This is a genomic window from Actinoplanes utahensis, from assembly GCF_016862455.1.
Taxonomy (GTDB): Bacteria; Actinomycetota; Actinomycetes; order Mycobacteriales; family Micromonosporaceae; genus Actinoplanes; species Actinoplanes utahensis.
Window position 1 is genome coordinate 49,469 of the sequence record NZ_BOMZ01000022.1, and the last position, 19,840, is coordinate 69,308.

A 19,840-nucleotide genomic window follows, 5' to 3' on the forward strand; every position below is an offset into this window, starting at 1 on the left:
ATCCGGACCACCGTTGTGCCGGTCGGCGGTCTTCCAACAGTGCCAACCCCCGATCAGCGGCAGATCAGGAAGCGGCCAGCAGTAGGCCGACGCTGCCGCGAAACAGCGGCAGACCGAGCTCCGCTCTCACAACTTGCCGGCGTTGTCCGCCCGTTCCGCGTCCAACACCCGCTCCCAGGTGGCGGTTCCGACGATGCCGCGCAGCAGCAGCGCCGGGAGACTCCGGGCCTTCTCCACGACCGCCGGCCCGAACGCTTTCAGGTCTTGATAGGAGCTGCCGCGGAAACTCACGTAGGTAAAGCCGGCTACCAGCCACGGCACCGCGCCGAGAACGGCCGGGAACAGCCCGGTCGAGACGCTGAGAGCGACCAGCGGGACGGCGCCGGCGATGACCGTCACGGCGCTCACCCAGCCGATCCGGATCTGCTGCAGGATCAGGGCGAAGACGACACAGGAGCTGACCGCGGCCAGGTGGATCACTGGGCTCCGGCCAGCCGGATCGGTCAGTTCCACGCCGAGCACGGCTGCCGATGCTGCCGCGGCCAGCTGCGCGAGGTTCCACGGTGCCTGCGGTCGCGGGCGCCGCGGATTGTCGAGCAGGAGCCGTCGGGCGCCGCCGTAGCCGGGATCCCGCGCCGCATCGTTCGAAGGCGCGGCCGTGTCGTATCGGGGATTTCTCACCGGTACGAATCGGAGCAGCTCGGCCAGGTGCGGCTTGCGCCGCAGATCCGGCCGGAACGACCATGTCCCGTCGGCCTCGACCCGCCCGTACGAGCTGGCGTCGAGAACCCAGGTGAGCAGCACGAACATGATGCCGAACGCGAGCAGGAACCCCATCCCCGCCAGACCCGGCCGGGACAGCGGTGACACGCCGCTGCCGGCGATGCCCACGGCACCCCGGATCGCGTAGCCAGCGCCGACCAGGAGCCAGATCGCGACGGTGCTGACGGTGAGCCCGCCCCGGGTCCGGGAACGCAGCAACTCATAGATCACCGCGACGCCGAAGACGGCGCCGATCATCACGGCGGCCTGCCCAGGGAACCCGGCGATCGCGGCGAGCAGCATCGCCCCGATCAGTCGGATGCCCCCGACTAGCAGGCTGACCAGTATGTTCTGTCGTGACTCGGCCGAGTCACGCGGGACCGGGAGCCGGGCCCGGGCGCGGGCCTCACTGTGGTTCCAGTCGTCGACGACGCCCCGGACGTCGTTCCACTGGTACCGCGCCATGTAGATCAGGTACTCCAGGATGATCCAGGCGAGGAGGAACCGGCGCCACTGTGTCCAGTCGCCGGCCGCGGCGGCGTACGCCAGGTAGGTGAGCGGCGCGATCGTCCACTTGATCAGGTCCTCCGGGCGGGGCAGGACGAGGTACGAGGCGAGGCTCCGGGGCCGTTTCGTCGGGGACTCCGCCACGCCGGCGGCGCCCGAGCCGGCGTGGGCGCGGGGCATTCCGCCGTAGCCGGGTCCGCGGACGAACCGTTGCGCCACCGACGTGAACAAGCGCGGGCCGTGGAAGACAGCCTCGACGGTCTGGCTCAGCAGGATCACGACCACCGTGCCGTAGACCACCGCCATGGCGACCTGGTACGGCGGCGCGATCGCCATGCCGATGTAGATGGCCATGCCGCCGAAAACGACCATGATGGCCGCCAGGATGACATTAAAAAGCAGCCGGTTCGCTAGACCGCCACGGCGCAGGCTGATGTACTCCGTCGTCAGGCCGATGTAGCTGACCGGCCGCAGGTCCCCGAGGGCCGACATCGGCTTGTCGGCATAACGGCCGATCTCGACCTCGAGTCCGCGCAGGTAGTAGCTGCGGATCGTGGAGACGGAACCGATGCTCTGGATGAAGGCGATGAGCCCCAGCGGCAAGATGGGGAGGGCGGCGAGGATCGGGTCGGGTACGTCGGTGCAGTCCTCCCCGTTCCGCATGCCGAAGCCGCACTCCTGGGTCAGGGCACCCGCCATCAACGCGATCAGCGCGATGGCCACCCCGTACAATCCGGCTTGCATGTTGATGACGGTTCGTTCGTCGTCGCGAGCCATCTCGTAGTCGAGAAGAAGCGACTCTAGCCGCAGGGTCTCCTGCGTGACGTGCTCAAGCTGATCATGGCTGTCCTTGGCGCGCTCCGCGCGGCGGATGAGATTCCGCGGGCCGTGTCGCATCGCTCAGCCCACCCCGCGGGTCAGCGGCCGGAAGATCAGCGGCGCGAACGCCGCGCTGAGGAGTAGTTGTAGCCGGGGCCACCAGGGCTGAGCACCTCGATGCACCCATTGATGAAACCTGCCGCCGAGGCGCCACGCCAGCACACCGTCCGTCCCAGGCTGATCCCCGATCACGGTGACCGGCCGGGGAAGGCCCGCGACGTGATCGAGCCGCCACGGTTTGCCGGCCTTGGTCACGACGGTGACCCGGCCGGCGTGCCGGTCCGCGACCGGTGGCAGGATGCGGTGAGAGTTCGAGGCGAAGACGATGCGGTGGATCGACGGTGATTCCGTGTCGACCAGATCGACGAAGGCCATGGCCCGGGACGGGAACACCGCATCTGGCTCCGACCAGTCCAGGATAAGTGGTTCGACGTCGACCACCAGGGTTCTGCTTCGTGTGGCCGAGGTCATGACGAAGAGATCAGCCAGGCTGTCGGAACGGATCCGTGGGGCGCGAACCATCATGAATTCTCGACTCCTGACGCCTCGGCGAGGACACCGATGATAGAACAGGGACGCATATGTAACGGCTGGTCGGCATCGAGGCATCGGGGCCGACCGAGGTTCGGCTCGCCGGGTCAGCGGGCGATGCGGCCACGATCAGAGTTCGTGCTCGCGCAGCCAGGTCAGACTCGCGTCCGCGACGTCACGCCAGCCGCTGTCGATGGTCAGCGAGTGCGCCCGCTCCGGGAAGTTCAGGATGTCGGTGACAGCTGCGTGACTTTGCGGCAGATCAGTGAAGGTAGTGGCCTGCCCGACAATGCAGTTGTTGAGCGTTCCGCCCGTCATTACGGTGGGCATCGTGACGGCGGATCTGTTCGACGCGGCAGCGATGTACGACGACGACTACCTGCATTTCTTCGCCTCGCCGGAGGGCGACAATGGGCCCACGCACGGTCCTGTGGTGGGAACGGCGTACGCCGCCACGTCTGACGCCACTGACCTCGTCTGGCGGCTGCTGGATCTGCAACCCGGGATGAGCGTGCTTGATCTGGCCTGTGGCCACGGTGCGATGGCCAACAGCCTGGCGGCCCGCGGCTGTAAGGTCACCGGCCTCGACTCGTCGGCGGTCTTCCTCGACCGGGCTCGCACCGACGCCGCGGCGATGGCCGTGGACGTCGAGTACGTCTCGGGCGACATGCGACGACTTCCGGCCTGGACCGGCCGCTTCGACCGTCTGATCAACTGGACGACAGCCTTCGGATACTTCGACGACCTCACCAACCGCAAAGTCTTGGATGAGATGGCGCGGGTCATACGGCCCGGCGGGCGGATGGCCATGGATGTGGACAATCTACCGAGGTTCCTGGCGTCGTATACGCCATCGCGGATCACCGCCGCCCGGGACAACGGTGACATGCTTGTCGACCGCAACCACTTCGACCCGCTGACCGGGCGGTTCGAGATCGAACGCACGGTGGTTCGCGACGGTCGAGCCCGTGAATTGACTTTCCTCAAGCGATTGTTCGGCTTTCCGGAACTGCGCGACTGGTGCACGGCTGCGGGGTTCACCACCGTGGCCGGGTACGGCGAAGACGGGGAGCCCCTGAATGTCCGACACCATCGGATGATCCTGATCGCGGAGCTTCGATAACACCTCACCAGCCGCATCTCCGCGCGCTGATCTCGGCACGAGCGTGCGTCCGCCGGCACCCGACCGAACCGACAGTGAGTGTCAGTGGGCGAACCGGTACGGACAGAGGTGGTCAGGCTGGGATGCCGGACCGGACCGTGCCGTGACAAGGGCAGCCTCGGAAGGCAACCGGCACCGCGGTGGCCTGCTTCGGCCGTTCGGCCGCGGCCTCGATGTCGGCGAGCGTTCGCCGGCGCTGGGACGGGCCGATGTGGCTGCCGCGGACGAAGACGCTGTCGATGCGTGTCGTGTTGCGGATGTCATGCAGCGGGTCGGCGTCGAGCAGAACCAGGTCGGCGAACGCCCCGCGAGTGATCACGCCTTGGTCGTAACGGCCCAGGTAGCGCGCCGGGTTCAGCGTTGCGGCGGCGAGGGCATCGATGGGTTTCAGGCCCGCCCGTACGAATAGCGCCAGCTCGTCGTGGAGGCTGAAGCCGGGCATCAGGTACGTGGTGCCGAGGTCGGTTCCGGTCATCAGCGGCACGCCGGCTTCGGCTAGGTCGGCGGTCAGCTCAAGGCGGCGCTGGAAGAGCTCTTGCGACTTGGTCACGTCGGCCGGGGTACGGCCGGGAAGGTACAGGTTGTCCAGGGCCCAGTCCCAGTATCCGATCATGTCGGCGCTGAAGTACCGATAGCGGGAGTCTCGGCGGCGGATCTGCTCAGGCATGTCATTGGTTTCGTGCAGCACTAGCGTCGGCGTGAAGTACGTGCCGTTGCGAGCGATCCGGTGGAATACCCGCATGGCCTTGCGCCGGTCGTAGCTGCGGGCCGCGGCGTACTCGTACGGGCGCATCGTGGTGAACCAGCCGTTGTAGTCGCCTGGACCGATCGAAACCGCGGTGACGGCCCGGCGCAGCCGGTCCTCCTCGCTCGACGTGGCGTACCACACCTCGAACAGGTGCTCGACCGTCCGCATGCCACGATCGCTGGCGTCGGTCAGCGCTACGAAGTCGGGCACGTGGCCGAGGAACGGTAGCCCGAGCTTGGCGGATTCGTCGGCGACGGCGAGGAACGACTCGCGGCTCAGCCGCGTGTAAGTCTTGATGAAGGCGGCTCCGGCGGCATGTTCCTGCTGTACAGCAGATCGGGCCTGCGCGGGGTTCGCGACCGAGACGTGTACCGACCCGTCGGCGTCCAGCCCGTCCCACAGCGAGGGCGCGCCGTCGATGATCCGGCTGCCGATCGACCACTGTGGGCCGAGGCGGGTGCCGGCGACGATCTGCCGCTGCCAGGTTGAGGCCTGAGCGCTGCCCGACATCTGCCGGGTGGTGGTGACACCGTTGACCACATACAGCTCAGGATCGGTGTCGTCGATGCCTACGGCATGCGTGTGCATGTCGGCGAGGCCGGGGATGAGGTATTTTCCAGTGCCGTCGAGGACGGTGGCGTCGTGCGGGACCGGCACCCGCGGAGCGGGTCCGGCGTCGAGGATGCGGTCACCGCGGATGAGTACGGTGCATCCGCGCCGGCTGCCGCCGACCGCGTCGATCACGGTCACGCCCCGGATCGCGATCAATCTCTGAGCCGCCGCCCCCGAGCTCGCCTCGGCCGGCGAGGACAGTTCGAGGGCGGCACCCGCGACGCCGAGGGCCGTGCTGGTGAGGATGGTTCGTCGTTGCATGAGCCGCTCCCTATCCGCGTGCACTGCTGTCAGGGATGAGCCTGCCCGCCCGGACTTGCCGAATCAGTGGTGCTGCGTCCCGTGCCCGTGGGAGGGCTAGCACCACCCCGTCTGGCCGGACCCCTCTGGAGCCGTGACGACGCCGAACCAAGCACTGTCGTTCGCCGACCCTGCCTGGATCGACTACGCCTCGCGCGGCGCGTTGACGTCGCCGGCGTCGGCCATGGGCGCCAGCACCGCGAGCGCGTTCGGCGCGGCGCGCATCGTCTCGATGCAGCGTTCCAGCCGCCCCGGTACAGCGCCGCCCGCAGATCAGCCGGCAGGAGGCCGCTGCGCAGGGCGTCGGCCGCGGTGCTGAGCAGTTGAGCGTCACCGCGGCCGTTCTTCGGGGAAGCCGCCCGCAGGCGTTCGAGCAGCTCCTCCGGTTCACGGGGCAGGCCGGCCATCCACTTCGCGGTCGGCTGCGCAGGGTTCCCGCTCCTGCTCGGTGGCGTGGAAGTCCACGCCGGGTTTCCCGGGGGTGACCGCGACCCTCGCCACGGCCCGGCGGACGCGCGACGGCCCGGTGAGCCGCCGACCTCGCGCGGGGGAGCGGGGACGGGCCGTCTGCGGTCGGGGGCGGCTCACGGCGTACCGGAGCAGGGGGTTGATCTCGGGGTTATCGCGCGGCCCAGGCGTTCCAGGCGGCGAGCCAGTCGTCCTGAGCCGCGGCGATGGCTTTGATCCTGGCGTAGTCGACCGGGCGCAGACCGCGCTGGCGCAGCCAGGCCACCTGGGCGGTCCGGCTCGGCACCCGCGACGCGAGCCCGGTGGTGAACAGCAGCGTCTCGGCGATCGCCCGCTGCCGCAGAACCGGATCGGCACGGAACCACTCCGCCTCCCGGTCCAGGCGGGTCAGCTGGTCGAGCATGGTCTGGACGGCACGGCGCGCGTCCTCCTCCGGCTCCTCGGCCAGATCCATCTGCCGGCGGACCGCGGCCGCCCACAGCTCGCCCCAGGCACGCGGCAGCTGTGGGCGCGAACCACCCTCAGCCCACCACTCGGTGTGCTCCCGGGACGACCGCAACACGGTTTCCACCAGCAACACGTGCGGCTCACGGTCCGCGGGAGCCGTCTGGTCGGTCCCCATGCGGCACCTCCGTCGGTCGACGCCTCGCACCGCAAGAAAAGCACGAAACGTCAACCATCTACCCGTCGTGGGCCGCGGTGACGCAGCCGGACCCGATCAGGCGGCCTCGGCGAGGGTGACCGCGAAGCGGTCCGCGGGGTCGGTCCACCAGTGGCGGGCGGTGAAACCGGCGGCGCTCAGCTCGGCGGCGAGGGCGGGGCGGCGGAACTTGGCGGAGATCTCGGTGCGCAGTTCGGAGCCTTGCGGAAAGTGCAGGTCAAGGCCCGGGTCGGGGATGCGGACCCGCTGGTCCCGGAGGGAGCGCAGGCGCATCTCGATCCATTCGTCGTCCGGGTTCCAGAGAGCGACGTGCCGGAACGCGGACGGGTCGAAGTCGGCGCCCAGCTCGCGGTTGATCACGTGCAGGACGTTGCGGTTGAACTCGGCGGTCACACCGGCGGCGTCGTCGTAGGCGGGCACCAGCACGGCCGGGTCGGTGACCAGGGCGGCGCCGAGCAGCAGCCATTCGCCCTCGTGCAGGACGTCGCGCAGAGCGGTGAGGAAGGCGGCGCGCTCGGCCGGGACCAGGTTGCCGAGGGTGCCGCCGAGGAACGCCACCACCCGGCTGTCGCCGTCGGGCAGGTGGTGCAGATGGCGGGTCATGTCGCCGACGACGCCGTGCACGCTGAGGCCGGGATAGGCCCCGGTCAGCGCGGTCACGGCGGCGGCCAGCGCGGACTCGGAGACGTCGAGGGGGACGAACGCGCCGAGCGTGCCCGCGGCGACCATCGCGTCGAGCAGCAGGCGGGTCTTCTCCGACGAGCCGGAACCCAGCTCGATCAGGGTCTTCGCCTCGGTGATCCGGGCGATCTCGGGGGCGTGCTGTTCGAGCAGAGCACGTTCGGTACGAGTCGGGTAGTACTCCGGCAGCCGGGTGATCTCCTCGAACAGTTCGCTGCCACGGGCGTCGTAGAACCATTTCGGCGGCAGCCACCGCGGGTCCGCGGTCAGCCCGGCACGCACGTCCGCGCGCAGGTTCCGGGCCAGGTCGTCCTCGTCGAGGTGCTTCTCCAGCATGGTCGGGACACCTTTCAGGTAAGCGGGACGATCTCCGCCTCGGTGGCGGTGGCGACGACCAGGCTGCCGTCGGGGACGGAACGCCAGGCCGGTCCGGGATCGAGGGGTTCGGAGCTGATCAGCGTCGCGTCGCGGCCGGACCGCAGCGACAGCGCGTGACCGAGGGTGGTGGCGATGAGCCGGGTTCCGTCGGTGAGCAGCAGGTTCAGCCGGGAGCCGGGCGCGGCGGCGGCGACCTCGGTGACGACGGCGGCGACCGCCTTGGCCGGGGGTTCCCCGGCGCGGAGCCGGTCGCGGACCAGCGCCCACAGCAGCGCCGCATCGGTCGGCGCGTCGAGCGTGAGCAGGTCCTCGACCGGCAGGCCGCGGGCGAGCGCGGCGACCGACGACGGCCAGCCGCGCACCACGCCGTTGTGGCTGAACAGCCAGCGGCCGTCGGTGAACGGCGCCGCCGCGGTCTCGGTCACCGGCATCCCGACGGTGGCGGAACGGACCGCGGCGAGGACCGCGCCGGAGGAGGTGGCGGCCGCCAGGCCGGGCAGGGCGGCATCCGACCAGATCGGCATCGCACTGCGGTAACGCACCGGTCCGGCGGCGCCCGGCGGCCACCAGCCGAGGCCGAAGCCGTCGGCGTTGACGGTGCCGCCACCACGCATGTCCCGGGGCGCCCACGCCTGCGTCGCCAGCGCGTGCGGCGGATCCAGGAGAAGATCTCTCAGGGGTACGGGTGGACCGAGGTACCCCAGGTGGCGGCACATCAGACGTGGTCCCGGGCGCAGCGGAAGCCGCTGAAGATCTGCCGCCGGATCGGGTGGTCCCAGTTGCGGAAGGTGCCCCGGCAGGCGGCCGCGTCGGTGCCGAACGACCCGCCGCGCAGAACCTTGTAGTCGCCGCCGTGGAAGACCTCCGAGTACTCCGGGTACGGGAACGCGCGGAACCCGGGATAGGGCTCGAACCCGGACGACACCCACTCCCACACGTCGCCGATCAACTGGTGCACGCCCAGCGGGGAGGCGCCCGCCGGGTAGGCGCCGACCGGTGCCGGGGACAGGTGCCGCTGGCCCAGGTTGGCGTGGGCGGGGCCGGGCGGGTCGTCGCCCCATGGGTAGCGGCGGGACCGTCCGGTCGCCGGGTCGAACCGGGCCGCCTTCTCCCATTCGGCCTCGGTCGGCAGGCGCTTCCCGGCCCAGGCGGCGTAGGCCTCGGCCTCGAAGTAGCACACGTGCACGACCGGCTCCTCCATCGGCACCGGCTCGACGTGGCCGAACCGGCGGCGCAGCCAGCCGTCGCGGTCCCGGATCCAGTGCAGTGGGGCCGCCAGGCCGGCCTTCTGCCGGTGCGCCCAGCCGCGCTCACTCCACCAGCGGGGATCGTCGTAGCCGCCGGCGTCGATGAACGCCGCGTACTGTCCGTTCGTCGTCGGCGCGGCGTCGATCCAGAACGCGCCGAGGTCCACGGTGTGGGCCGGCCGTTCGTTGTCGAGGGCCCAGGGCTCGGTGTCCGTGCCCATGACGAATCCGCCCGCGTCGATGAAGATCTCTCCGCGTACGGCGTTCGCCGCGGCCGGTGGCGGGGGCGCGGTCAGCACCGGTGAACCGGTCCGCAACTGGTGCGTCGCCAGCATCGTCTCGTCGTGCTGCTGCTCGTGCTGGACGATCATGCCGAAGGCGAACCCGCCGTCCAGCAACCGCGCGCCCGGATCGAACCGCACCCGGTCCAGCACGTCGAGGGCCTTGTCCCGTACCCGCGCCACATAGGCCCGCGCCTCGAGGGGGTCGAGCAGCGGCAACGCCGGCCGGTCCCGCCGGGCGTGCTTGAACGCGTCGTACAGCTCGTCGATGTCCTGCCGGACCGGGTCGCGGCCGCCCACGTCCCGGACCAGCCACAACTCCTCCTGGTTGCCGACATGCGCCAGATCCCAGACCAGCGGGGACATCAGCGGCGAGTGCTGGCGGGTCAGATCGTCGTCGTCGACGGCCTCGGTCAGCAGCGCCGTTCGCGCCCGCGTCCGCTCCAGCTCAGCGGCGATGGTCAGCCGCAGATCCTCGGTCGTCATGCGGTGCCACCCACGGGCAGTCGCAGATTGGTGCAGTCGGTCATGCGGGGATTCCCAATCCTCGTCCGGAGATCGCTCGGTGCAGGCGGCGGGAGACGATGTCGGCGACGTGGTCGCGGACATCGGCCGGCAGCCCGGTGGCGTTCAGGTTTCGGCAGGCCAGGTCGGCGAGACCGGCCGCGGCCTCGCGCACCCGACGGTCGGCCAGGCCGAGCCGGGCCGCGGCACGCCAGCGGCCGTCCGCCGGAGCGGCCAGGCCGCGGGCCAGGTCGGTGAGGTCGTCCCGGGCGAGGAGCGCGACCAGCACCGCGGCCGGGGCGATCCACTCCCCGCCCGGCTGGGTGTCGAGGTAGCGGACCTCCAGATAGCCGCGCGGCCGGACCGGCGGGAACAGCGTCCCGAGGTGATAGTCCAGGTCGGCGACCGTGGGCGGCCGGTTGACCGGTTCGGTGAGCAGCGGCGGCCGCTTCCGGCGCGGGCCGATCCGGCGGGTGGCGACCCGCCCGGTCCCGGCGTGGGTGGCCTCGATGCCGCCGGCCTCGATCCAGTCGGTCATGGTCACATCGGGCGGGACGTCCCATCGGCCGCCGTCCCGCCGGACGCACAGCAGCGGGGCGCGCATCGCGTACTCCGCCCAGGCGGTGGCGGGATCGCCGAGGGTCAGGGCCGGGCCGCTGCGGCGGGAGTCGATGCCGTACCAGGTGGCCATCCGGGCCGAGGCCCAGCCGTCGCGCGGGGAGTTGGCGAACAGGGCCAGCAGCGCCGGGCCGATCTCGTGCAGGGCCGCCCAGCGGGCCGGGATCTGATCGGCCGTCCCTGCGTCGAGGCAGATCTGCAGGCCGGCGGTGGAACCCATCATGGTCCGCCCGGCCTGGTCGAAGGCCCGTTCCATGGCCGCGTACCGCGGGCTGTCGAGGAGGCGGCGCGGCTCACGCCATCGGTCGAGGCCGTGGTCGCCGAGCACGATGCCGTCGGCGGCGAGCAGCCCGGTGAGCGTCGCGTGGTCGGCGGTGACGGCGGCGTGCAGGTCGGCCAGGGAGCCGGCCGGGGCCGAGGAGATCTCGATCTGGCCGCCGGGTTCGACGGTGACGGCGCCGCCGGCGGGCAGCGGCACGGGCTCCGGGTTGCCGAGGGTGGCGGGCGTGTGCTCGCCGAGTGCCCCGGCCAGGTCGCCGATCCGCAGGTACGCGGTGGGGTCGGCGGCGTGGTGCGTGGTCCATTCCAGTTCGGCGCCCACCTGCCGCGGTGGGCCGGTCTTGAAGCAGATGCCGGTTATGTGCTCGATCGCCTCGGCGGTCCTCCGGAGGACCCGGTCAGCCGAACCCAATGCTCCTCCTTTGATCACTATGTGTGATCTACAGACTTCTCTGGGTGTCGTCCTTTGAGGACCTTACCCGGATAATGATGAATACGCCTCCCACGGGCCGGGGTCGAGATGATGAAAGTTCCGGAACCGTGACGGGGTGCCGGAACCGGTTCCGGACTGAAAGACTTCCAGCGTTCGTGTTCGGCAGACCGTTCGGAGAGACGCATGCCATTGCCATATCAGGACTCCACTCTCGGCGTGAGTGAGCGCGTGGAGGATCTGCTGGGCCGGATGACGCTGCCCGAGAAGGTCGGCCAGATGCTCCAGCTCGACGCCCGCCAGGATCTCTCGGAGATCGTTCTGGAGAGGCTCGCCGGTTCCATCCTGCACACCTCGCCGGCCAAGCTGGTCGAGGCCGCCGAGCTGGTCAGCCGGACCCGCCTGCGGATCCCGCTGATCACCGCCGAGGACTGCATCCACGGTCACGGCTTCTGGCCCGGCGCCACGGTCTTCCCCACCCAGCTCGCGATGGCCGCCACCTGGGACGCCACGCTGGTCGAGCGGGTCGGCCGGGCCACCGCGACCGAGGCCGCCGCCACCGGCGTGCACTGGACCTTCTCACCGGTCCTCTGCATCAGCCGTGACCTGCGCTGGGGCCGGGTCGACGAGACGTTCGGCGAGGACCCGTTCCTGATCGGCGAGCTCGGTGCCGCGATGATCCGCGGTTACCAGGGCGAGGGCCTCACCGACCCGACCGCGGTCCTGGCCACCGCCAAGCACTTCGCCGGCTACTCCGAGACGCAGGGCGGCCGCGACGCCAGCGAGGCCGACATCAGCCGCCGCAAGTTGCGGTCCTGGTTCCTGCCGCCGTTCGAGCGGGCCGCCGCCGAGGGCTGCCGGGTGTTCATGCTCGGCTACCAGTCGATGGACGGGGTGCCGATCACCGCGAACAAGTGGCTGCTCAACGACGTGCTCAAGGGCGAGTGGGGCTTCACCGGCACGCTCGTCACCGACTGGGACAACGTCGGCCGGATGGTCTGGGAACAGAAGGTCTGCGCCGACCACGCGGAGGCGGCGACGGTCGCGGTCCGCGCCGGCAACGACGTGATCATGACGACCCCGGCCTTCTTCGAGGGCGCTCAGGAGGCGGTCCGCCGCGGGTCGCTGCGGGTCGAGGAGATCGACGCGGCGGTACGGCGGATCCTGCGCCTGAAGTTCGAACTCGGCCTCTTCGAGAACCCGCGCACCCCCGACAGCGCCCGCCAGCGGGAGGTGATCGGTTGCTCCGCGCACACCTCGCTGAACCTGGAGGTGGCCCGCCGCTCCCTGGTCCTGCTCCGCAACGACGGCGTCCTGCCCCTGTCGCCGTCGTCCGGGCCGCGCCGGCTCGCGGTGTTCGGCCCCAACGCCGACGACGTGTCCGCGCAGCTCGGTGACTGGGCCGGCAACTCCGGCCAGGTCGACTGGATGCCCGACGGCCACCCTCGGGAGCTGACCGTCACCGTGCTCGACGGGCTGCGTGAGCTGCTGCCCGACGGGTGGGCCCTCGACTTCGACCCGGCCGTCGAGATCGAACGCCGGGCGCCCGACCCGGAGGGCTCGACCTTCCCGGACGGGCAGCCCCGGCCGCCCGTCTCGATCGGTGTCCCCGCCGAACCGGCGCGGCTCGGCGCGGCCCGCGAACTGGCAGCCGCCGCCGACTACGCGATCGTGGTCGTCGGCGACACGGTCAACCTCACCGGGGAAGGCCGCTCCACCGCCACCCTGGAGTTGCAGGGCGGGCAGATCGCGCTGCTCGACACGGTCGCCGCCACCGGCACCCCGATGATCGTCGTGCTGCTCGACGGGAAACCGCACGCGCTGCCGGAGTCCGCGGTCACGGCGGCGGCCGTCGTACAGGCCTTCAACCCGGGCATGCGCGGCGGGCAGGCGATCGCGGAACTGCTGTTCGGGCTGATCGAGCCGACCGGGCGGATGCCGATCTCGGCGGCCCGGCACGTGGGGCAGCAGCCGGTCTTCTACAACCAGTTGCGGGGACAGCACGGGACGCGGTACGCCGACCTCACCCAGGATCCGCTGTTCGCGTTCGGGGAAGGGCTCAGCTACACGACAGTCGTCTACGACGGGCTCAGCGTCGAGGAACCGGAAGTGCCGGCCGACGGGACGATCCGGGCGACCGTGCGGCTCAGCAACACCGGGACCCGGCCGGCGCTGGAGACCGTGCAGGTCTACGTCAGCGACCTGGTCACCAGCGTCACCTGGGCGGCACGGGAGCTGAAGGCGTACCGGCAGGTGACCGTGCCCGCCGGGGAGAGCCTCACGGTCCACCTCGACCTGGCGGCCCGGGACTGCTCGCTGGTCGACGCCGACGGCCGCCGGGTCGTCGAGCCGGGCGACTTCGAGCTGCTGGTCGGGCCGAACTCACGGCCGTCGTCGCTGCTCTCCGCCAAGTTCCGGATCTCCTGACCCGGGCTGCTCAGGCCGGGGCGCAGGCGGCTCAGAGCCGGGCGCGGGCTGCTCAGGGCCGGGGCGCGGGCTGCTCAGGGCCGGGGCGCGGGCTGCTCAGGGCCGGGGGACCGCGGCGAACGCGAACTGCTTGAACCACGCGGGCAGGGCGCGGCGCAACTCCTCCGGGCCCTGGAACGCCAGCTCCCCGGACCGCAGCCCGGACGCCCAGGTGCGCTCCCCGCGCCACACGTCGGTCAGGCACCGCAGATCCGCGGTGACCAGCACGTCCACATCGTGACCGGGGTCGACGTCACAGACGTCGGCCTCGCTCGGTGTGATCACCAGCCACCAGGTCCGGACCCGCGGCGACGCCGCCGGGAAGAAGAACCGCAGCACGGTACGCCGTCGCGGCACCGCCGCATGATCGACCGACCGGTGCATGTCCCACAGCAGCAGCTTCGGATCCAGATCCCGGTCACCCAGCTCGGGGATCCAGCGGGCGCCCCACTCGCCGAGCGCGAACACGATCGGCTGAAGCTCCTTCCCCGCCGCGGTCAGCTCGTAGTCCACCTCGGCGCCGGACTCGCGCCGATCCACCAGGCCCGCCGCGCTCAACTGCTGCAACCGCCGCGACAGCAGCGTCGGCGACATCCGCGGCAGGCCCCGGCGCAGGTCGTTGAAGCGGCGGCTGCCCGCGATCAGCTCCCGGATGACCAGCAGCGTCCAGCGCTCGTCCAGCAATTCCATCGCCTTCGCCACCGGGCAGAACTGACCGTAGGACGCTCCCATGCCGCTCCCCTCACCGATACACATCGTGTACTAGGCCGGGCCACCAGGGCTCCCTACCGTCGGTGACATGACAACAACAGTCAAAGCGAAACACCGTGCCATGTGGGCGTCCGGCGACTACCCGGCCGTCGTCACGGAGATCGTCGCGCCGCTCGGGCCGGCACTGGTCGAAGCGGCGGGCATCGGCCCCGGGCAGACCGTCCTGGACGTCGCCGCCGGCACCGGCAACGCGGCGATCCCGGCAGCCGAGGCCGGCGCCACCGTCACCGCCAGTGATCTCACCCCCGAACTGCTCGCCATCGGCGAACGCTCCACCACCGCCAAGATCACCTGGATCGAGGCGGACGCCGAGAACCTGCCCTTCGACACCGCCTCCTTCGACACGGTGATCTCCTGCATCGGCGTCATGTTCGCGCCGTTCCACGAGGCGGCAGCGGCGGAACTGGCCCGGGTCTGCCGTCCCGGCGGAACCATCGGGCTGATCAACTGGACTCCGGAAGGCTTCATCGGTGAGATGTTCGCGGCGATGAAGCCGTACGCCGCCCCCGCCCCGCAGGGAGCCCAGCCACCGCCCCGATGGGGCGATCCCGCCCACCTGGAGTCCATGCTGGGCGCCGCCGTGACCGGGGCCCGAACCGAGCGCCGCACCCTGCGGGTGGACCGGTTCGGCAGCCCGGTGGAGTTCCGCGACTACTTCAAGACCCACTACGGCCCGACGATCGCCGTCTACCGCAACATCGCCGACGACCCCGAACGGACCGCCGCCCTCGACGCGGAACTGCACGCCCTGGCCGCCCGGCACGACCTCGGCGACGGCGTCATGAACTGGGAATACCTGCTCTACACCGCCCGCCGCAAATCCTGATTCCGGCTCCTCCCGCCCGGCGACGGCCTGCACCACCCGCCGTTACCACCAGCCGTCCGGCATGCCCGCGCCGCCCGGCCGTGCGGCACGCCCGCGCCGCCCGGCCGTGCGGCCGCCTCACCGCCGCCTCGTCAGCGGCGGCGGGCGGCGGCCACCCGGCGGGTCGTGAAACCCAGGCGCGTGTAGGTGGCGAGCGCCGCGGTGTTCCAGTAGTCGACCAGCAGGGCGACCCGTTCCCGCCCGGCAAGCAGCTCGTTCGCGGTGAACTCGCAGATCGCCGCGCCGAGCCCCCGCCCACGGGCCGCCGGAAGGGTCGCGACCCCGGACATGAACCCGATCTCCGGGGTCGACCACGCCTCCGCGGCCACCGTCAGCAACTCACCGCCCGTACTCCGGATGCCTGCCCAGCGGCGCACCCCGGGCCCGCCCGGCCAGGCGTACGACTGCGGATACGCCCGCCTGATCAGCGCGGTCACCTCCGCCTCATCCTCCTGACCGAGCCAGCCCGCCGCACCCGTCGGCCCGCCGCCGTCCTCCGCCGGGTCGGCCGGCATCCGGTCGCGCTCCACCCGCCCGGGCGACATCTGGTCATGCTCCCCCCGGCCGGTCGACATCTGGTCATGCTCCCCCCGGCCGGTCGACATCCGGTCATGCTGCACCCGCCCGGGCGACATACGGTCATGCTTCACCGGGTCGGCCGGCATCCGGTCGCGCTTCACCGGCGTGGTCGTCTCCATCCAGGCGAAAGTGGCACTGACCTCGAGGTCCGGCACTCTGGCGACGACCTCGCCGACCAGTTCCTCGGTCCCGAACGGCCGGAACGTCTCCCCGGTCTCCACCAGAACCTCGCGCAGCAGGCCCGCCACCGCGGCCGGCTCCCCGTTCATCACCAGCCGATCCCAGTGCGACAGATCGGGGCAGGCCACCACCACCGCGCTCGGCTGCCGCCAGACCCGCGCATCCCGGGCATACAGCGCCCACCGGATCAACGGATCCCGGTCCGCATCGATCATGAGGTCATGCTGCCAGCCGATACGGCAGCGGCATCCACCCGGTGATCCCTTTCCCCCGTTGCCCCTGTTTGCCATCCTCGGACCGATGCCGAAGCGTCCCGTTCTCCCCCGCCGCCTGTCGCCGCGTTCCCGCAGCGAGCAGCGCTCCGCCACGGCAGCCCTCTCGCCGCCCGACGCCTCCCCGCCGGCCGGCTCGCTGTTCACCGCGCGGGGGTTACGGTCCCTGTTCACCGCACGGGGATTGCGCTCCCTGTTCACCGCACGGGAATTACGGTCCCTGTTCACCGCGCGGGGATTGCGGTCGCTGTTCACCGCACGGCGGCTGCGCCGCCTGACCGCGGTGGGTGTGCTGGGCGTGCTCGTCGCGGTCGCCGTCGCCATCGGTTGTTCCCAGTGGGTGCGCTCCTCAGCCGACGGCCACCTCTACGACGCCGCCTCGGTGCCCGCCGCCCCGGTCGCGCTCGTCCTCGGCGCCCAGGTCAATACGGACGGTCAGCCTTCGGCCTTCCTCGCCGCCCGCCTGGAGATCGCCCGCGGGCTGCTGGCAGCCGGCAAGGTGAGGGCGATCCTCGTCTCCGGCGATCACGGCCGGTGGACCTACGACGAACCGGGTGCGATGCAGCGCTGGCTGGTCGCCCGCGGAGTCCCCGCCGACCGGGTGGTCCTCGATCATGCCGGCTTCGACACCTACGACTCGTGCGTGCGCGCCAACAAGATCTTCGGCGTACGCCAGGCGATCGTCGTCACCCAGAACTTCCACCTGCCCCGGGCCGTGGCCCTCTGTCGTGAGCAGGGGATCGACGCCACCGGTGTGGGCGACGACTCGGCCCGCATGTTCAAGGACCTGTGGCTCCGCGGCGAGATCCGCGAGTACGGCGCCGCCGTCAAAGCCGCCGCCGACGTCCTCACCGCCCGCGACCCCGTCTTCCTGGGTCCTTACGAGACCAGCCTCGACGACGCCCTCCACCACGGCTGACCCGCCCACCGCCGACACAGGATCGCGGCGGGCGGGCGTGGCGGTCCCGATCACCGAGAAGATCCGGGTCCGCTGGCATGACGGCCGACCGGCCGCACGGCCGGCGAACGGCGAACGGCACAGCGAGAGGCCGACGAGCGGCGCAGCGGCAGGCCGGCGACCGGCACAGCGGCAGGCCGGCGGGCTGTACAGCGGCAGGGCGGCGGGCTGCACAGCAGCAGGCCGGCGGGCTGCACAGCAGCAGGCGGTGCGGCCGGGCGGCTGCTGTGCCGGTGACGGGGCGGTGCGGCCTCAGAGGAGGTCGGCGGCGAGGCTCACGCGCAGGTAGGCGTCGGCCCAGGCGTTCGCCGTCTCCATACCCGGGTCGGGGCTGAGGCGGGCAGCGAACCCACCGAGTGCGGACGCCACCCGGTGCAGACCGGCGCGGGCCAGATCGGTGCGTGCGGTCTCCAGCCGTTCCCGGTATCCGGGTGGCAGATGCGCGAGCCCGCTGTGCGCCGCCTCGGCGAGAACATCTCTGGCCGCGGCCACCACCGCCGCAAGCGGATCCGTCACCGCCTCGCCGACGAGGTCCGCAACCGGCTCACCCCCGGCAGAAGGCGACCCGGACGCACCGGGACCAGCCGGGCCCGGGGCCGCGCCCTCCGGTGGCGGCCCGGCAGAAGCACCCGGATCAAGCAAACCCGGGGCCGCACCTTCGCCACCGGACGACTGCCTGGCAGAAGCACCTGGGTCGACCACACCGGGGAGCGGGCCCGCGCCACCCGATGCCGGCCCGGCAGAAGCGCCCAGGTCAACCCCACCCGTGGCCGCGTCGCCGGACGCCGGGCCCCCCGAAGCGCCCGGACCAACTGAACCCGGGTCCGGATCAGCCGAATCCGTGTCCGGACCCAGCAGACCCGGGACCGGGCCTCCGCCACCGGACGACGGACCCGCCGAGGCGCGCGTGCCGGCCGAAGCCGGGAACGGCGTGCCGGCCGAAGCCGGGAACGGCGTGCCGGCGGTGGCGGCGGGGAAGGCGTCCGGGGTGGCGAGGTCGGGGACCACGGGCGGCCCGTCGGCGGCGATCGCGTACGGGTCGATGATGATGCGGCCGCCGCTGCGGTGGACTGTTCCGGCCACGAAACGGGGTCTGCCGCGCCGGCCGTCCAGTGCGGCGGCGATGGCGTCCAGACGGGCCGGCGCCACCGCCGCGTGGGTCGCCGACACCGTCGCCGTGACGCCCGCGCTGTCGCGGATCTCATAGGTGAGGCGCTGCGCGCCCGGCGCGTAGTGGCCCTCCCCCACCTCGGCGATGGCGAGCACGCGGACCAGTTCGGCGCGGACCCGGGCGCGGACCGGACGGGGTGGCATCGCGTCGAGTTCGGCCGCGAGCCGTGCATAGTCATGCACGAGCAGACCGGCCGGCAGCGGATCCCAGGCGCCGGTGGAGACGGTGACCGTGGACTTCGCGACCCGGCTCTCGGTCAGCCGGACCGCGCGGCTGGCGCTCCGGAACGCCGACTCGGTGACCAGGGTGCCGCCGGCCACCGCGCCGATCGTGCTGCCGGCGAACCGTCGCCGGGCCAGGGCGGGGCCGTCGTCCGGGGTGGCCCACTGTCGCTGCGACACGAGGACGACCCCGCTGGCCGGCTGCCCGTGGAAGATCTCGACCCGCCGCTGGTCGCCGATCGCGGTGACCCGGGCGCCGAGCCCGTCGAGGCGTACCCGGCGCAGCGGGGTCTCGGCCGCCTCCTCCGATCCGAGGACACGGGCCCGCAGCGCCGTGCCACCGTCGGCGCTGACCGCGCGGTGCCGGGCGAACAGTTCGGCGATCAGGTCGGCGACCAGCTCCGGACGGTAGCGGGCGCTGCGTTCCCGGTACGCGGTGAGCTGGGCGGTGAGTTCGGTGGCGGCGTCGAGCGGCCACCGCAGCCCGGCTCGTTCCAGGGCGGCGATCTGCCCGGCGGCACCGGCGGCCAGACCCTCACCGGCGTGGACGGCCCCGGCTCGCAGCACTTCGGCGAGAAACTCCACGAGGGGGGCGAGCGGGGACCCGGTGACCGCGCCGCCGGCCGGGGAGCCGCCCACGTCGACGACGCATTCGGCGGTGCCCGGCTGCTGCTCGTCGGCGGCCCGGAAGGCCCAGACGGCCAGCGCGATCACGTCGTCGCGTACCCCGGCGCGGGCGTCGGTGTGCACATAGCCGAGATCGCCGGGCACCAGGAACCGGACGGTCGCCGCGGGCAGTTCGGCGACCGGCACCGTCCCGCGCCTGATCCGGGCCGTGTAGCCGCCGCGCATGGTCCGCCGGGCCGCCTCGACCAGCCGGTTGCCGATCCGCGCCGCCAGGTCGCCGTCGGTGAACCCGCCCGGCGACCAGGCCGGGACCGGCTCGGCGGCACTCTCGCCGGCCCGTACGGACTCCGGCTCCGCAGCCGTGGACGTGGTGACCGAAGCCGCCTGGTACGCCAGGATCAGCCCGAGCAGGTGCCGGCACACCCCGGCCGCCCCGCATGTGCACCGTCCCCGCTCGAGGCCGCCCTCGGGCAGTTCGGTGCGCGCGCCGTCACCGAACGCGGCGACGATCGTGACACCCGCGCCCGCGGTGAGGCCCGGCGGTTCCCGATCGACCTCCCGGGCGGCCCGTTTCACCAGTCCCCGGTTGGCGAGCGCCGCCAGCGCCCCTTCGTCGAGCGCCAGCAGATCCGCCCGGACCGGCAAGGTGGTCCCGCTCATCACACCACCTCCGCCATGCTCA

16 protein-coding genes are annotated in these 19,840 nt (G+C 71.8%); 4 read left to right on the forward strand and 12 right to left on the reverse strand.

The features are described from left to right. Positions 1-126: 126 nt before the first annotated feature. The 3 genes from Aut01nite_RS07210 to Aut01nite_RS07220 form a co-directional block, all read right to left on the reverse strand. Entirely contained in the window at positions 127-2,013 is a 1,887-nt protein-coding gene (locus Aut01nite_RS07210) for a hypothetical protein (RefSeq protein ID WP_152628887.1), read from the reverse strand. 156 nt (positions 2,014-2,169) lie between these two features. Continuing rightward, entirely contained in the window at positions 2,170-2,673 is a 504-nt protein-coding gene (locus Aut01nite_RS07215; protein ID WP_043528262.1) for a hypothetical protein, read from the reverse strand. A 135-nt stretch (positions 2,674-2,808) separates the two neighbouring features. After that, positions 2,809-2,997, reverse strand: coding sequence for a hypothetical protein (locus Aut01nite_RS07220; protein ID WP_043528263.1), 189 nt, complete (start codon positions 2,995-2,997; stop codon positions 2,809-2,811). A 13-nt stretch (positions 2,998-3,010) separates the two neighbouring features. On the opposite strand from Aut01nite_RS07220, the gene Aut01nite_RS07225 reads away from it, so the two are divergent. Further along, positions 3,011-3,802 carry a class I SAM-dependent methyltransferase gene (locus Aut01nite_RS07225; protein ID WP_043528343.1) on the forward strand — a complete coding sequence of 264 codons (792 nt, stop codon included), beginning with the start codon at positions 3,011-3,013 and terminating at the stop codon, positions 3,800-3,802. Between the two features lie 112 nt (positions 3,803-3,914). Here the strand turns inward: Aut01nite_RS07225 and Aut01nite_RS07230 are convergent, their stop codons facing one another. From Aut01nite_RS07230 to Aut01nite_RS07255, 6 genes are all read right to left on the reverse strand, one after another. Next, positions 3,915-5,462 carry an amidohydrolase family protein gene (locus Aut01nite_RS07230; RefSeq protein ID WP_043528265.1) on the reverse strand — a complete coding sequence of 516 codons (1,548 nt, stop codon included), beginning with the start codon at positions 5,460-5,462 and terminating at the stop codon, positions 3,915-3,917. 658 nt (positions 5,463-6,120) lie between these two features. Next, positions 6,121-6,591 (reverse strand): hypothetical protein, encoded by a 471-nt coding sequence (locus tag Aut01nite_RS07235; protein WP_043528267.1) that lies wholly within the window; start codon positions 6,589-6,591, stop codon positions 6,121-6,123. Between the two features lie 96 nt (positions 6,592-6,687). Next, on the reverse strand, positions 6,688-7,647 hold the full coding sequence (egtD, locus tag Aut01nite_RS07240; RefSeq protein ID WP_043528269.1) for an L-histidine N(alpha)-methyltransferase: 960 nt from the start codon (positions 7,645-7,647) through the stop codon (positions 6,688-6,690). A gap of 14 nt (positions 7,648-7,661) precedes the next feature. Beyond that, a complete protein-coding gene (gene egtC, locus Aut01nite_RS07245) occupies positions 7,662-8,405 on the reverse strand; it encodes an ergothioneine biosynthesis protein EgtC (RefSeq protein WP_043528271.1) in 744 nt (247 codons plus the stop codon). After that, positions 8,405-9,703, reverse strand: coding sequence for an ergothioneine biosynthesis protein EgtB (egtB, locus tag Aut01nite_RS07250; protein ID WP_043528272.1), 1,299 nt, complete (start codon positions 9,701-9,703; stop codon positions 8,405-8,407). The genes egtC and egtB overlap by 1 nt, the downstream gene beginning before the upstream one ends. A gap of 40 nt (positions 9,704-9,743) precedes the next feature. Continuing rightward, positions 9,744-11,030 (reverse strand): glutamate-cysteine ligase family protein, encoded by a 1,287-nt coding sequence (locus tag Aut01nite_RS07255; RefSeq protein WP_043528274.1) that lies wholly within the window; start codon positions 11,028-11,030, stop codon positions 9,744-9,746. Between the two features lie 204 nt (positions 11,031-11,234). Here Aut01nite_RS07255 and Aut01nite_RS07260 point away from each other — a divergent pair, with 204 nt between their 5' ends. After that, positions 11,235-13,475 carry an exo-beta-d-1,3/1,6-glucosidase gene (locus tag Aut01nite_RS07260; protein WP_043528276.1) on the forward strand — a complete coding sequence of 747 codons (2,241 nt, stop codon included), beginning with the start codon at positions 11,235-11,237 and terminating at the stop codon, positions 13,473-13,475. A 96-nt stretch (positions 13,476-13,571) separates the two neighbouring features. Here the strand turns inward: Aut01nite_RS07260 and Aut01nite_RS07265 are convergent, their stop codons facing one another. Continuing rightward, positions 13,572-14,246, reverse strand: coding sequence for a winged helix-turn-helix transcriptional regulator (locus Aut01nite_RS07265; RefSeq protein WP_043528278.1), 675 nt, complete (start codon positions 14,244-14,246; stop codon positions 13,572-13,574). 67 nt (positions 14,247-14,313) lie between these two features. Here Aut01nite_RS07265 and Aut01nite_RS07270 point away from each other — a divergent pair, with 67 nt between their 5' ends. Next, positions 14,314-15,111, forward strand: a complete 798-nt coding sequence (locus tag Aut01nite_RS07270) for a class I SAM-dependent methyltransferase (protein WP_043528279.1) — start codon at positions 14,314-14,316, stop codon at positions 15,109-15,111. Positions 15,112-15,242: 131 nt separating this feature from the next. On the opposite strand, the gene Aut01nite_RS44225 is transcribed toward Aut01nite_RS07270, so the two are convergent. Beyond that, positions 15,243-16,124: a GNAT family N-acetyltransferase gene (locus tag Aut01nite_RS44225; RefSeq protein WP_043528281.1), complete on the reverse strand. Its 882-nt coding sequence runs from the start codon at positions 16,122-16,124 to the stop codon at positions 15,243-15,245. A gap of 85 nt (positions 16,125-16,209) precedes the next feature. Here Aut01nite_RS44225 and Aut01nite_RS07280 point away from each other — a divergent pair, with 85 nt between their 5' ends. Next, the gene (locus Aut01nite_RS07280) at positions 16,210-17,100 is read left to right on the forward strand and encodes a SanA/YdcF family protein (RefSeq protein WP_083999450.1); all 891 of its coding nucleotides are present in this window, start codon (positions 16,210-16,212) and stop codon (positions 17,098-17,100) included. Positions 17,101-17,391: 291 nt separating this feature from the next. Here Aut01nite_RS07280 and Aut01nite_RS07285 read toward each other — a convergent pair whose 3' ends face one another. After that, a complete protein-coding gene (locus Aut01nite_RS07285; protein ID WP_052164105.1) occupies positions 17,392-19,818 on the reverse strand; it encodes a YehQ family protein in 2,427 nt (808 codons plus the stop codon). Between the last annotated feature and the right edge of the window lie 22 nt (positions 19,819-19,840).